Annotated in this window: 16 protein-coding genes; 1 reads left to right on the plus strand and 15 read right to left on the minus strand. The window is 67.5% G+C overall.

Going from position 1 to position 13,731, the window contains the following annotated elements:
• Nucleotides 1-14: 14 nt before the first annotated feature.
• Nucleotides 15-1,664 carry a spinster family MFS transporter gene (locus ADAD_RS0103260; protein WP_010409622.1) on the plus strand — a complete coding sequence of 550 codons (1,650 nt, stop codon included), beginning with the start codon at nucleotides 15-17 and terminating at the stop codon, nucleotides 1,662-1,664.
• Nucleotides 1,665-1,695: 31 nt separating this feature from the next.
• Here the strand turns inward: ADAD_RS0103260 and ADAD_RS0103265 are convergent, their stop codons facing one another.
• From ADAD_RS0103265 to ADAD_RS0103335, 15 genes are all read right to left on the minus strand, one after another.
• Entirely contained in the window at nucleotides 1,696-2,232 is a 537-nt protein-coding gene (locus ADAD_RS0103265; RefSeq protein ID WP_010409625.1) for a superoxide dismutase family protein, read from the minus strand.
• 90 nt (nucleotides 2,233-2,322) lie between these two features.
• Nucleotides 2,323-3,441 (minus strand): OmpA family protein, encoded by a 1,119-nt coding sequence (locus ADAD_RS0103270; protein ID WP_010409629.1) that lies wholly within the window; start codon nucleotides 3,439-3,441, stop codon nucleotides 2,323-2,325.
• 221 nt (nucleotides 3,442-3,662) lie between these two features.
• Nucleotides 3,663-4,115, minus strand: a complete 453-nt coding sequence (locus ADAD_RS0103275; protein WP_010409632.1) for a DUF2793 domain-containing protein — start codon at nucleotides 4,113-4,115, stop codon at nucleotides 3,663-3,665.
• Between the two features lie 21 nt (nucleotides 4,116-4,136).
• Nucleotides 4,137-6,287, minus strand: coding sequence for a GTA baseplate fiber-binding domain-containing protein (locus tag ADAD_RS0103280; protein WP_010409635.1), 2,151 nt, complete (start codon nucleotides 6,285-6,287; stop codon nucleotides 4,137-4,139).
• Entirely contained in the window at nucleotides 6,275-6,709 is a 435-nt protein-coding gene (locus ADAD_RS0103285; RefSeq protein ID WP_010409638.1) for an NlpC/P60 family protein, read from the minus strand. The genes ADAD_RS0103280 and ADAD_RS0103285 overlap by 13 nt, the downstream gene beginning before the upstream one ends.
• Nucleotides 6,706-7,509 (minus strand): DUF2163 domain-containing protein, encoded by an 804-nt coding sequence (locus tag ADAD_RS0103290; protein ID WP_010409640.1) that lies wholly within the window; start codon nucleotides 7,507-7,509, stop codon nucleotides 6,706-6,708. The genes ADAD_RS0103285 and ADAD_RS0103290 overlap by 4 nt, the downstream gene beginning before the upstream one ends.
• Nucleotides 7,506-9,833, minus strand: a complete 2,328-nt coding sequence (locus ADAD_RS0103295; protein ID WP_010409641.1) for a DUF2460 domain-containing protein — start codon at nucleotides 9,831-9,833, stop codon at nucleotides 7,506-7,508. The genes ADAD_RS0103290 and ADAD_RS0103295 overlap by 4 nt, the downstream gene beginning before the upstream one ends.
• Entirely contained in the window at nucleotides 9,833-10,411 is a 579-nt protein-coding gene (locus tag ADAD_RS0103300; protein ID WP_010409643.1) for a hypothetical protein, read from the minus strand. The genes ADAD_RS0103295 and ADAD_RS0103300 overlap by 1 nt, the downstream gene beginning before the upstream one ends.
• Nucleotides 10,398-10,598 carry a phage tail assembly chaperone gene (locus tag ADAD_RS0103305; RefSeq protein ID WP_010409647.1) on the minus strand — a complete coding sequence of 67 codons (201 nt, stop codon included), beginning with the start codon at nucleotides 10,596-10,598 and terminating at the stop codon, nucleotides 10,398-10,400. The genes ADAD_RS0103300 and ADAD_RS0103305 overlap by 14 nt, the downstream gene beginning before the upstream one ends.
• On the minus strand, nucleotides 10,595-10,903 hold the full coding sequence (locus tag ADAD_RS0103310) for a gene transfer agent family protein (protein WP_010409650.1): 309 nt from the start codon (nucleotides 10,901-10,903) through the stop codon (nucleotides 10,595-10,597). The genes ADAD_RS0103305 and ADAD_RS0103310 overlap by 4 nt, the downstream gene beginning before the upstream one ends.
• The gene (locus tag ADAD_RS0103315) at nucleotides 10,900-11,307 is read right to left on the minus strand and encodes a phage major tail protein, TP901-1 family (RefSeq protein WP_010409652.1); all 408 of its coding nucleotides are present in this window, start codon (nucleotides 11,305-11,307) and stop codon (nucleotides 10,900-10,902) included. Before ADAD_RS0103315 ends, ADAD_RS0103310 begins: the two co-directional genes overlap by 4 nt.
• 19 nt (nucleotides 11,308-11,326) lie before the next feature.
• Entirely contained in the window at nucleotides 11,327-11,719 is a 393-nt protein-coding gene (gp17, locus tag ADAD_RS0103320; protein WP_010409655.1) for a tail completion protein gp17, read from the minus strand.
• Entirely contained in the window at nucleotides 11,719-11,868 is a 150-nt protein-coding gene (locus tag ADAD_RS17065; RefSeq protein ID WP_192807569.1) for a hypothetical protein, read from the minus strand. The genes gp17 and ADAD_RS17065 overlap by 1 nt, the downstream gene beginning before the upstream one ends.
• Before the next feature lie 17 nt (nucleotides 11,869-11,885).
• A complete protein-coding gene (locus ADAD_RS0103330) occupies nucleotides 11,886-12,401 on the minus strand; it encodes a head-tail connector protein (RefSeq protein ID WP_010409660.1) in 516 nt (171 codons plus the stop codon).
• A 137-nt stretch (nucleotides 12,402-12,538) separates the two neighbouring features.
• Nucleotides 12,539-13,690 (minus strand): phage major capsid protein, encoded by a 1,152-nt coding sequence (locus tag ADAD_RS0103335; protein ID WP_010409662.1) that lies wholly within the window; start codon nucleotides 13,688-13,690, stop codon nucleotides 12,539-12,541.
• Nucleotides 13,691-13,731: the final 41 nt, after the last annotated feature.

The raw sequence follows: 13,731 nt of genomic DNA on the forward strand, positions 1-13,731 counted from the left end.
GGACGAGGGGATTCATGAGCGAGATTGAGAAGCCTGCGGCTGCCGCAGATGCGCAGGTTCCTAACCCGGATGCGCCCGTGCCTGCCTATAGCTGGTACGCGCTCGGGGTGCTCGTGCTGGTCTACGTGCTCAACTTCGTCGACCGGCAGATCCTTTCGATCCTCGCCAACGACATCAAGGCGGATCTGGGTGTCGACGACGCGTTTCTGGGCTTTCTCTACGGGACGGCCTTCGCGATCTTCTATTCGCTTTTCGGTATTCCGCTGGGCAAGCTGGCTGACAGCTGGCACCGCGTCAGGCTGATGACCATTGGCCTTGGCCTGTGGTCGATCATGACGGCGCTCTCCGGTTTCGCGAAGAATGCCGCAATGCTCTCCGGCGCTCGCGTGGGCGTTGGCATTGGGGAGGCCACGGCCAGCCCCTCCGCCTATTCTCTTATTTCGGACTGGTTTCCAGCGCGTCTGCGCGCCACGGCTCTCGCCATCTATTCCTCCGGCCTCTACGTCGGCGGCGGTATCTCGCTGGTTATCGGCGGTCTGATCGTGGAAAACTGGAATGCGGCCTATCCCGACGGCGGCCCGCTGGGTCTGGCGGGCTGGCAGGCTGCGTTTATCGCGGTGGGCCTGCCCGGCATCCTGCTGGCGATATGGGTCCTGACGCTGAAAGAGCCGGTTCGCGGCCTGATCGACGGCATGCCGAGCAAACCGGTAGAGCGGCCTTTTCGCGGCTTCTTCGAAGAGCTGCTGCAGATCATCCCGCCCTTCACCTTCGTTGGCGCCGCAAGGCGCAGCGCCGCCGCGCTGGCGTTCAACGTGCTGGGCTTCGTGGGGTTCTTCGTTGCGGCATGGCTGATCACGACGCTGGTGCAATCGGGCCAGGGCTTCATCATGGGCGCAATCGCAGCGAGGGTGCCGATCCTCGATGTCGCCATTTCGGATCAGTGGTTCCTGCTGGCGATCGGCTATTATTCGATCTTCAGCTGGGCGAGTGCCCTGCGGTCCCGCGATGCCGAGACCTTCGCGCTGACCTGGGGCTCGCCTGCCTTCCTGTGCACGATCCTGGGCTACGGCACGGTCGCCTTCCTGTCCTATGCGACGTCGTATTGGGGCGCGCCCTATGGCGAGCGCGTGTTCGAGATTTCGAAGAGCGAGCTGGGCCTGCTGCTGGGCGCACCGGCGGCCGTGACAGGCTTCCTGGGCGTAGTGCTGGGTGGGCGCGTGGCAGACTGGCTGTTCACCAAGATGCCTGCCGGGCGCCTTTATGTCGTGCTGTTCGGCCTGCTGGCGCCGGTCCCGGTAATCTGGGTGATGTTCACGACAGAGGATCGCACGGTGTTCCTCATCATGGCCGCGATTGCGCAGCTCTTCGCGTCGAGCGCGCTTGGCGGTGCCGCCGCGACGAGCCAGTCGCTCGTCCTGCCACGCATGCGCGGAGTGGCCACGGCCACCTTCTTCCTTGCCACGACGCTCGTCGGCCTGGCGCTGGGGCCCTATCTTGCGGGCCTGGTGTCGGCAAAGGCAGGCGAAGACCTGGGGCTGGGCATGCTGAGCCTGCTGTGGATAGCGCCCATCGGTGTGGTCCTGCTGTTCTTCGCGTTCAAGCTGGTGCCTGAGGCGCAGGAACGCGTCCTGGCGATGGGACAGGGTGGAGAGGTACGCGCCTAGCTGAGGCGCGTACCTGCCCTGGCAGTAGCGGTCAGGTAGCCGGCTCCAGAACGCCGCAGCGTTCGCGCGGGCCGGCGGCGCCCGATGGATCGGTGCGCCCGTCGTCGGGCTTGGCGTGAATGACAATCGCGGTGCCATCGTCATCGAAGATCGATTCGAGCACGTAATCTCGCGGCCCGTCGATCGTGACGCGTGTGGCGGCCGTCCCGTTGGCGCCCACCACCAGGTTGGGCAGATCGCCCATGTGGCTGCCATCGTCGTCGAGCAGGCCGTGCCCTTCGTCGGAGGGGTTGAGGTGGCCGCCTGCCGAAGTGAAGTCGGGAAGCGCGCAGCGGCCGGTCGTGTGCAGGTGGAAGCCATGCTCTCCGGGCGCAAGGCCCTGGACTGTTACTGCCAGTTCGACCGTTTCATCATAGGCGAAAAGGCGTGCTTCGCCGGTTGGCGCACCTGTATTGTCGAGAAGAACGGCGGTGGCGACAGGATCGTTCTGGGACTCGGGAACGCTGGCACAGGCGGTGAGGGCCAGCGCGCTCGCGAGGTAGAGTGTAGCCTTGGCGGGATGAATCATGTGGGCGGGTCTCCTTTTCCTACTCGCCCAACGAAAAAGGGGCCGGATCGCTCCGGCCCCTTTCCAATTTCGTAGCGGAAACCCGCTCGATTACATGCCCGAACCCGGACCGTAGGTGATTTCCACGCGACGGTTCTGCAGTTCGCGGACACCGTCGGCGGTCGGAACCCGGGGGTTCGCTTCGCCGAAGGCTTCGCTGCTGATGCGCGCGTCGGGGATGCCACGGCCGGTCATGTACGAACGGACGGAAGCATTACGACGTGCCGCGAGGCCGAGGTTGTACTGCACGGTACCCGAACGGTCGGTGTAACCGGCGAGCATCACCGAGGCGGTGCCGCAGTTCTGGTAAGCCGAGACCGCGTTGTTCAGAACCGAGGCTGCTTCGGGCGTGATGTCCGACTTGTCCCAGTTGAAGAACACGATGTACGGGCCGGTGTTGCACGTCTGCGCAGGCGGCGGCGGCGGCGGCGGCGGCGGGGGAGGCGGCGGCGGCGGCGGCGGCGGCGGCGGCGGCGGCGGCGGAGCTTCCGGGGCGCCGAAGTTGTAGGTCAGCGTGCCGAGCAGCGAGTGCGACCGGAAACGACCGTCGACGGCGTCGCCGAAACGATCGACCAGATTCACGTCTTCAGCGTTGAAGAAGCGGTACTTCAGGCCAACGTCGATGTTGTCGCTGAGCGGAGCACGGACGCCCGCCAGGACCTGCCATGCGAAGCCGGTATCCGAATCATCGAGACCGGGAGGGTTGCCGAGGCTGACCTGCGCGGTGGCTTCGGTGCGAGCAACGCCCACACCACCACCGGCGAAGCCCTGAAGGCCGTCATCCGGTCCGAAATCGAACAGGCCGTTGACCATGAAGCTCAGCGAACTGACGTCGCCCGCAGCAGGGTACACGCCGGGGAGCGCGATACCGGTTGCGGTCAGCGGGAAGCCCTGCAGGCCCACGTTGACGTCGTCGATGTCCGCTTCGCGATAGCTGGCTTCGGCTTCGAGGCGCACGGGGCCGAAATCGTAGCCGACGAGGCCGCCGAAATCGTAGCCCACATCCGAGTTGACCGAGAAGTCGTTTGCGACCCCGTTGACGTCGAATTCGATGTCTTGGACGATCATCGGACCACCTTCGACTTGCACGTAGAACGAGTCATCACGTGCAAGCGCCGGCGATGCGAGCATCGTCGAAGCCATCGCCATTCCAATGACGATATTGCGCATTACTGAAAATCCCCTTTTGTAATGATTGGGAGCCACCAGGAGGCCCCCACTTAACTTTTCCCCAGTTCAGAGGCAAGCAGGCAGGCTACCACTAGAGCAAAGCGACAGCACTGTTGCACGATTGCCTCAGAAGCAAGTGCGAGTATCTTGGAAGCCGGCCGGTGAGCCTGTTCCTCCCGCACGCCCAACGCCTTAGCCAAAAACCGGTTCCCGCTAACGCCTCAGGAGCCCAGCCCGACAGCCCGCAGGGCGTCGACCAGGGCCACAATCGCCGCCCTCGCTTCCTCGTCGATCACGCCGCCCCCGGCGGGTGCGGCGGGAAGCGTGAGCGCGTGCCAACCGTCCATCCATCTCAGCGTGGTGCCGGAGGATTTGTCGAACACCTGCCAACCGGCTTGCGGCATGGCGAACATCCAGGCTCCGGCGGAAAAGAACGCGATCGAACCCTCGCGCTCCTCCCAGGAATCCTGCGGTTGGGCGCCCACGATCCAGCATTCGCCCGGCGCGGGGGCGACGGGCGGGGAGCTGGCTTCCCCTTCGATGGCCGGGGCAAGCAGGGCATCGATCCGCGCGAGCGCTTCGTTCACCGTGGCTTCCTTTTGCGCCTGCGCGGCGAACAGGAATGGCAGGTCGAGACGGGCGGAGCGCGTGGCGTAGGTGAGGGCGGTGGTCATGGTCTGAACTCCAGGGCGCAATCATTGGGGAAGGAGCGTGGGCAGGGAAACGGCATGGCTACCCACCTGCCGGACCCAGAGGGCAGCATCGGGATGGGCGGTAGCAAGCAAGGCCCAGTCCGCCGCCGGGAGGCTGAAGCGGGGCTCCGAAACGTCCCAGATCGAGACAGGCGCATCGATCGGCCCCAAGCCGACACGGAAGCTCTCGCGTTCCTCGGCCAGCGGCGTCTCTACGCCATCCAGCCAGCGCCAGGCGCCACGGGCGCGCCTGACCCAGCGCCACTCCGGATCGCCGGAGGCCGTGCGCAATGCGCAGGGATGGACCGGGGGAAGCGGGCGACGCGTCGAGTCGCGTCCGCTCAGCGTGGCGAAGGTGGGCTCGGCATCGCCGATGGTGGCGAAAGCCGCGATTTCCTCGAAGGTTTCCTTCCCCAGCGAGAGCAGCCGTTCGTCGAGGACGATAACAGACGCCCCCGCCGGGTGGCCCACGGCGGCGTGATGCTCGGTCGCACCGCGCCCACGCAGCAGCCCGCTCAGTCGCCAGTGGCCGTTGCTCAGCGGTCGGGCGAAGCGGAATTGCAGGATTTCCTCACCCAGCAGTATCCGGTTGGCACCGTCGAGCAAGACCCGCTCGTCCGCCGACTGGAGCTGCCCCTGCGCGGAGGACAGCGCGATATCGAACGTGGCCTGCGGTTCCAGAACCAGTGCGGGCGATCCGGGAAGCGCGGTGAGGCTTCGGCCCTGCAGGGCATCGCCGTTCGCGGACAGGCCCAGCGCGATGAGCGAGTCGTTTTCCACCCCCGCCAGCGCAACGGTGCCGCGCGTGCTCGCCATGGTGACGGCCGCATAGCGTTGTGGGGAAGTGCCCGCGCCGGTCCCGTCCCACGGCAGCTCGAAATAGCGGAGTGTCAGAGCGCCGGGCAGTTCATCTGCGGGTGGCAGGGCGGTGCCCGGATCGGCGGCGGACTCGATCGGTGGCAGTGCGACAATGCGTTCCAGCGCGAGGTCCGCGCCGTCCGCATGCCAGTCCCACCCCCGCACGAGCCAGGGCTGCGCATCGCCCGCGCGCGTCACGCAGCGGCCCGGCGCATAGTCCGGCGCAGGCTCGGCGATGCGGTACGAGAGCGTCTCGCGCGCCGTCCGGGCCGCGCGATGCAATTCCGAAATCCGGATCTGCGCGCTGCGGGCGGCAAACGCGCCCGCGAACTCGACGATGGCACGTTGATCGCCGCTCGCCCCCGGAGCCCGCTGCAGCGAGGGCTGAAAATCGCGTGCGGGATCGTAGTAGCGCAGCGCAGAGGGCGCCTCGCGATCCGCCTGCGCGCGTCGCACGAGCGGCACGGCCATGTCCTCACCGTCCGGGCGCCCCGCAGTCGCAGGGGGCAAGGCGGAGGTTTCGGACAATCCCATGGGCGTAATGGAGAGACCCTGCGCCGTCGCGGTGGTGGCCAGCGGGAAAACCTGCGCGAGATGGGCGAGCAGCCCCGCACGCGGGCCGCCATCGTCGGCGAAGCCTACTAGTCCGGCCAGCGCGGCGCCCGCCGCAGGGGCGAGTGCTATTCCCTCGAGCACATCCACCACGTCGAGTGTTGCGTCACGCGCATCGATCTCGAAACTCAGGGCCGGGATCCTGTTGCCGAAGCTGGCCAGCTGCAGATCCTCGAACACGGCATAGGCGATCCCGCGAAAGGCGCAGGCCTGCAGGCCCCTGTCTGCCGCGATCAGCGGGTCGACCGGTTCGTCGCCATCGCCCCGGTATATCCGCATGAGCCCGCCGACCTTCAGGTCGCCCGCCTGCCCGCGCAGCAAGGCACCATCCGCCCATACCCGGCCTACCGAGGCGATCGGACGGCTGGACAGTGCGACCGCGAAAGAGATCGAGTAATTATAGGTGGTGGTCCTGGGCTTGCCCTTGCCGCCGCTTGTCTCGCTGCTCTCGACGAGGTCTGTCGACCAGATGATAGAGCCCGGCATCCGCATCGTCCCGAAGATCCGTGGAATGGACTGCCCATAGCTCGACGTCGAAAGCGCCAGTTCGGTCAAGCGTCTGCCTTCGCGCGTCGGTGTGCCGATAAGCGTGGCATCGACGGCGCGGCCCAGCAGAGCGCCGACGGCGCCTCCAACGGGTCCGCCAACCGCCGTTCCGACAGCAGAGAGGATCAGCGTTGCCATTCGTATTCTCCGTCGGGATGCAGCCGCCAGGCGGCGATGATGCTCCAGTGATCGGGCAGTGCACCGCGCACGACCCGGCGCGCCCCGGCATGCGCGTGCACAATGTCCGAGCCTTCGACGGCGATTGCGGCATGCATCTGCGCCGGTGCCGTGCGCAGCAGAAGAATGTCGCCCGGCTGGCGCAAGTCGCCGTCCACACGTGCAAGGCCTGCAGCAGCCAGCGCGCTCTCGGGGATGGCAGGCGCGCGCCGGTGGGGGCGATAATCCTCGGGCAGGCGAGGCCGGATGCCTGCGCGATCAAGGCTGATGAGGATGACGCCGATACAGTCGAGCCCGGTGTCGGGATCACGCCCCTGCAGGCGGAACGGTGTGCCCGCGAGGCCGTTTGCCGCTGCGATCACCGCACGTATTCGCGGCGTCATGTGCGTGATGGATAGCGCGCGACCAGATCATTGCCCGGAAGGAATGGTTCGCCTCGAAAGTTGATCGCGTTGCCGAAGCGGCTGGCGCATGTGGCGATGGTCCGGTCGCAGCCTTCGCGCAGGAGCGCGCGCGTACCTTCCTTCACACCTGCCGGAAACGGACCGTCCAGAAACAGCGCGCCGTCCGCCTCGCCGATGATGTCATGGCGCAGGCCGGTCGCGGGGCCGTCCAGCCAGCGAAGCTCGCCGAACACGAAGTCCGCAGCGGCAATATCGGCAAGGCGCACACCGTTCGATCCCGCGTCCATCCCGGATACCAGCGCAGGCCGACTGAAGCGGGTTGGAGAGAGGTTGCAGCCCGGGCCACAGAACCTTGCACGGCAACCGGGGCTCGTGCGGGGCACGGGATCGCCATCGAGTACAGCCTTGGCGGAGCGCAGCCGCGCGGAAAATCCATCCGCCGTGGCTTCCGTCCGGCCCATGGTGCCGCTGAAGAGGGTCTGCGCCTCTCCGCTCTGCCAGTCGATCGTGCCCAGGCTGACGGTGGCTCCGTCGAATCGGCCCGCCGCCAGATCTTTCGCCGAGATTGCGTCGTGTGTCAGCGCGCCGTCGATCTGTGCATCGTCGTCGCTCACATCGCTGGTCACGCGCAGGGAAGCCGGGCGTACGCCGGGCGCGGCCTGCAGCGTCAGCCCATCGAGCGAGAGATTGCGGTCGTGACTGGTGAAACCGAGTGCCACGCCGTCGCGCCTTTCGATCCGCCAGAAGAAGGCCCGCGTGCCGAGATGGTCGCCGCTCATGCCGCCTCCCTGATCTCGATCAGCGGCACACTGGGCGCCTGACCTGCCGCAAAGCCTGCCGCGCTGACCGCAAGGCGATCTTCCGCGAAGCGGACCGGCACGTCGAACAGAAAGCCTGCGCGCACGGTAACGCCTTCGCCGGGCGCGGTATCGAGGACAACCTCGCCCAGCGGATCGAGCGCAAAAGCGCCGGTTTCCTGCCCGTCGAGCGATACTCGCACCGTACCGGCGCGTGGCCGAGTAATCCGCCGGACCTGAGGTTCGGGCTCTTCGCCATAGCGCTTGACGAGCGCGAAGCGGGTTTGCTCGCCGTCGCCAATCCCCAGGATCTGGTCCTGCGGGCCCGGTGCGCCGCCTGCCTCGCCGGAGGAATGGTCGAACGGGTCTGCCAGGCGAAAGCCGCGTGCGGGGCCGTGGCGGGCGCGAAAGAAGGCCAGCAGTATGCCCAGCTCGCCCTCGGACCGGATCCCCGGCCCCACATCGAAGCGCAGGCGTGCATCGGCCCATTGTGCGGTGCGACGCTCGTGACCGGAGGCCGTGACCAATATCGAGGTGGAAAATTCGGGGCTGGCGCTGGCGTCGGTGCCCAGGGCGAGCGGGTAGAGTACGTCGTCGAAATTCTGCATATCGTCCTCTTCGGGAGGCGCGAGCCGGGTGTATCCATCGCGCGAGACCTGCGGCAGTGCCCAGACGAAGCGCTGATCCACACCGCGTGCCGCAGCCTCGTCCAGTGCGCCGTCGATCCGCTCCCAGAAGGTCTCTGCGTCGTCGGCCGAAAGCACGAAGCCGGACAGGTAATCCTGCCGGTCCACCGGATAGCCAAGCCGCGCATCGACCAGATCATAGGCGGCCCTGCGCCGAGCCGTGGCTCCTGCGGTCAGCCAGTCGTAATCCTCCACCTGCAACCGGTCGAAGGCGGGGTAGGCCCAGCCCGCCGGCATATTGGCGCGCTTCTGCTCCGGCATGGCGGGATCGAGCACGCTTGGCGTGAAGATCAGCAGACTGAGTTCAGCGGGGCCATCTGCCGCGTCGCGGACTGCCTGCGCGAGCGCGGCGGTGGAGTTCGCGAGAATCTCTCCCGCCCGGTCGAGCAGGACGAAGTGGGGCAGATAGAGCCTGATCCTGAGCGTCGGGATCGAAGTCATGATACCCTCGCCCCGCCATATCGCGAGCGCGGCCTGATCGTAGATACAGCAGTGGCCATCGGCGCGCACCCACCACCAGGGCTCGCCGATCTGGAAGCGCACGGGCAGTCCTGCGTCCTCCACCAGCGCGACGAGGTTCGCTGCGACCGCACGCAGCCATGCCATCGCCTCGACGCGTGCTGGAGTAAGGAGCGCCGAAGGCGGCTCCCAACCCGTGCGCGCGGGTGTCCCGTCGAGCGCATATTGCTGCCAGCCTTGCGGACAGTGATCGGCCAGCAGTTCGTAGGACAGCGAAACGATCGGTTCGAGTCCGGCTGTGGCAAGCTCGGCAAACCAGTTCGCGTGCCAGGCCCTCGCCGGTGCGCACAGCGTGCCGCCAGGATCGGCCAGCAAGCGCCCTTCACCCGGCACCAGCCGGAAGAAGTGGCTCATCCCCACATAGTGGATCACCCGCCCGCGATAGCCGAGGCGATGGATCTGCCGCGCAAGGCGGGCCGGTGTCTGGTTGAAGGCATCGTCGTAGGCGGTGGCGATCTGCTCGCCATGTTCGGGCAGCATGCTCTCACCGATTTCGAGCATGGCGCGCGCACCGTCGCAGGATATTTCGCTCAGCTCGGCCCAGCCGTCTGCGCGGCTGGAGAGGGGGGCGGTGTTGCCCGGCGCATAGCCCGGCGGGACCAGCGAGATGAACATGCGATCGATGTCGGACGGATGGATCGGCTCGCCCGGCAGACCGAACCCGCCCTCCAGCGAAGAAAAGGGCAGGGTGACACGCGCGTCCTCGGGCGTGCCCTCGGCATAGTTCCACAGGCGGACATACCACGCACGCGGTGCGCCGTTCGCATCGCGGCCTTCGATGGTCAGCGTGGGGCCATTCGCCGCATCGAGCGCGATCACCCCGCCGCTGCACCAGCGGAATCGCAGGATCGTATGCGCATAGTCGCGATCCGTGGCGTAGGCGTGGAGCGGGTGATCCAGCCGGTCCTCGCTCTCCCAGATCAGTCCGGCGAGTTCGCCCGCATGGTGGAATTCGCAATCGACTCGCAAGGCATCGGGCGCGGTGGTGATGACGCTGGCCATCATCGGGCGGGGGAAGTTCACGGTCCAGAAGCGCGGATCGAAGCGCTGAATATGGTCGTGCTCCTGCCCGTTGCGGCGCTCGCAAAGCCAGTAGGCCATCAGCTGTTCTCCATGGCACGGCGCACGGCGGCCGCGACCTGGCGGCTGGAGCGTTCGAGAGCGACCGGCGCTGCCGTGCCCGCAGGGGCAGCCAGCTGGATCGAGACATCCACGCGCTTCGTCGCGCCATCCTGCCCCAGCGGCAGGATGCGCCCGTCGCCGGGGGGCACGAACAGCTCCGGCCCGCGCTCCCCGACCAGGTAGCCGCGCTGCGCACTCACGGGGCCGCCCGTGGCACGTCCGGGAAGGCCCAGAGCGCCGCCCAGCAGCGTCCCGACAATGCTGCCGAGCGGACTGCTGGAACCAAAAATCTGGCTGAGGCCCAGCTTGAGCGCCTGCGAGGCAATCCGGTCGATCGCGCGGCTGGCGCTCGCCTGCAGATTCTCGAAGCCCAGGCTGCCGCGCCGGATCGCGGTCAGCAGGCTGCGCTCAAGCACGTCGCCTGCGCGGGCAAAGCCGGACACGAGTTCCCCGTCGAGATCGCGGCGCATACGCGCGATATCCTCCGAGAAGCCCCGCGTGCTGGCGCGCACGTCGATCAGCAGGGGGTCGAGATCGTCTGGTTCAAGAGCCGGCATCGGGATCGCGCTCCATCAGGGCTTCGAGGTCGTCGCGCGAGAGGCCTTGCGCGACCGGGGTGGTGGGGCCGAGCGCGGTGGCAAGCTCGGCCGGGGTGGCGCGCCAGAACGCATCGGGCGGCCAGCCGAGCGCCTGCGCGGCGAGGGCGGCGAGCGGCGGCGTGCCGCTGGCGAAGTCGCTCATCATCGGCCCTGCAGGATGGCGGCGAGCAGGGCGCGCAGCGGCTTCGTGCTCGCGGCGAGCCCGCCTGCCAGGATCGCATCGCCCACGGTTTCCCGCGTCACGCCTTCGCGCGGGTCGAGGCAGTGCCAGAACAGCGTGGCGATCTCGGCAAGGCGTAGCTGGCCCTCGCTCGCGCGTTCGACCAGCGCGAACAGCGGGCCGATCTCTTCCTCCGCAGCGACCAGCGCTGCGAAGCTGGGGCGCAGTGTGTGGACCTCACCCGCAATGCGGATGGAAGCCTCGCCGCGAACAGGGTTGGCCGCGCTCATGCCGGGACGACCGCGCCCGAGCTTTCGAGCTGGATGGTGTAGTTGCGCTCTCCGTTGAAATCGCCCGAATAGTCGAGCCGCTGGACGAGGAAGCGCCCGCGCAGCCGCGCGCCATCCTCGAACGACAATTCGTAATCGTCGATCGTCCCGGCGAGCGCGTGGGCTTGCACCCGTCCCTCTGCCTGCGAGCCGAGGAAGATGCCACCCGCGCTGACCGAGACCGAGCGTGTGCCTGCGCCCGACAGCAATTCGCGCCAGCCGCCCGAATCCTTGTGCGTCACCACCACGCTACCGCCGTTGATCGAAAGCTGCGTGGTGCGCAGGCCTGCGACGGTTTCGTAGGCGGGCGGGGTGGCACCGTCGCCGATCTTGAGAAGGAAGGCGGAGCCTTTCTGGGCTGTCATGACAGAGGACCTTTCTGGATCATTCGGAAGCGAGGAGGCGGAAGCGGTATTCGCGCAGGTGTGCGCGAGCATTGCGGGGCCTGCGTTCGGCGCGGCCGCGCAGGAAGCTGGCGCTGACCACGTGAAAACCGCTCTGTTCGGCGGGCAACGCAAGCGCGCGCTCGTCGAGCCGTTCGGCCAGCTGCGCACCGGTCGCGGGATCGTCGCCATGAAGGCGCAGCTCGAGCGCGACCCGAACCTCGCGGCCCGCAAGCGTCTTGGTGCTCCAGTCGGCGGAGGCGCTGGCGACCAGCGCGAGCCAGGGGGCGCTCGCCCGTTCGACCTCCGCTTCGTCGATAATGTTGAGCGCGGAAGCGATCGCGGGGTCGGCGCGCAGATGGTCGAGCAGCGCGGCGCGCAGTTGGGTTTCCATCAATCGTCTCCGAAGTCGGGCCAGAGCCTGTCGGGCGCGTGCCAGTATTGGCTGCCCGAGCGGCGGGCGCGTGCCTGCAGGCGGCGCAGCGCGCGGCGTTCCAGAGCATGCGCAAGCCGGTCGAGCGCGGGAAGTCTTACCCGGATCATGCGATTCTCAGCCGCCGTCACGGGCGCCACAGTGCGGCGATGGCTGCTGGCGGTTCGCTGGCGCCCTGCTCGCCCTCGCGGTGGAGAAATGCGGCGAAGCGCAGGATGCCGTGGCGCAGCCCATCGGGGAGCGAGGCCCAGTCGGGTGCGGGCCCCGCCTCCAGCGTCAGCACGACACGGCTGACGAAAGGCCCGCGGCGCAAACGCAGCTGCCCCGCACCGTCGCCAGACAGGTGCAGATCGTACTCGTCTTCACCCAGCACGGTGCGCACGCCTTCGCTGTCGAGCAATTCCACGCTCATCACCTGCGCAATCGGCATGGTCGTCAGGCGCGTCCATTCGTGGCTCGCATCGCGGGTTTCCTCGATGGTCGAGGCGAGCGGGGTGAGGCCGGTGAAGCGCTCGCACGCTTCCACGGCTGCGCCGATCAGCGCGGTCAGCTGCGCATCGTCAGCGGTTCGCGTGATGCCGAGCCAGTGCTTGAGTTCTGCCAGCGCTGGCGAGAGATCGCCGCCGGCCAGGATGGTGCGCATCGTGGCGGTCTCCTTGATGGGTCAAAGGGAAGGCGCCCGCGCCGCCGGGTTCTCGAACGGCCAAGGGGAAAGCCGGAGATTGGCGTGCGGCGCGGGCGCGCAGGGTGCGGGGTCCAAGGCCCCGCACCCTGTCAGCGTCAGGCCTCGATGCGCAGCAGCTTGATCGCTGCGCTATCGAGCACCTGCCCGCCGATCCGCTTGGTCGCGTAGAAGTGGACGAAGGGCTTGTTGCTGAAGGGATCGCGCAGCACCTGCGTCGCGCTGCGCTCCGCGATCAGGTAGCCGTGGCGGAAATTGCCGAAGGCGATCGGGTATGCGTCCGCCGCAATGTCCGGCATGTCTTCCGCCTCGATCACCGGATAGCCCAGCAGCCGGTCGGGCTGGCCCTCGACCAGGCCCGGCTGCCACAGGAACGCACCGTCGCTGGTCTTGAGCTTGCGCACCTGCGCCAAGGTGGCGGAATTCATCACGAAGGCGGCGCCCTGCCGGTGCCCTGCCTTCAGCGTATGGACGAGATCGATCAGCGTCAGGTCCGGGTCGCTTCCCAGCCCGATCGCATCGCCCGTGCCGATATACTGGAGCGAGCCGAAAGCGCGGGAGCTATCGCCCAGCGTGGAGGTGGTCGCCTGCAGGAAGCCCTTGGGCTGGTTGGTGCCGCTGCCATTGACGAAGGCCGCACCCTCTGCCTGCGCGAATTCCATCGCGATCTCGCTCGCCAGCCAGGTTTCGAGGTCGAAGGCTGCGTCGTCGAGCATCGACTGCGATGCCGCCGGGTTGGCGTAGAGATCGCCGCTCGGCGGGGCGATTTCGGCGAAGGTCGGCGTGTCGGTTTCGCCACGCTCGCCGATCTCGCTCGCCCAGCCGCTCGCGGTGCCGCCGGTGGAGATGAGCTTGCGATAACCCGCGGTGCCGGTCTGGACCACCTGAGCGATGGCGCGGATAGGGCTGATGTCGGTCAGCTCGCGGACGATCATCGCGTCGATCTGGCGGGGGACCGCATAGCCGCCGTCACCGGGCGTGGTGCCGGAGAGCGACTTGATTTCATGCGTCGCGCCGCGTCGCAGGTAGCCATCGACGAAGCCCTTCACTTCGGCGGGTGCGCTGTCGCCCGAGCCCAGCACGGGGCGCTGCGCGGCGCGACCAATCCTGTCGACGCGGGCCTTCACCTCGTCGAGATCGGTGCGGATTGTCGCGACGTTCTCTTCCAGCGCGTCCTGCCGGGCGACGATATCGAAGCTGGCGTCCAGCGGGTCGGCGGTGGTCTCGGTAATCGGGGTCTGAATATCCATGAAGAACCTTTCTTTCGGGCACGGGAAAAGCCCCCTCTCCT

The organism is Citromicrobium sp. JLT1363, from assembly GCF_000186705.1.
Lineage (GTDB): Bacteria > Pseudomonadota > Alphaproteobacteria > Sphingomonadales > Sphingomonadaceae > Alteriqipengyuania.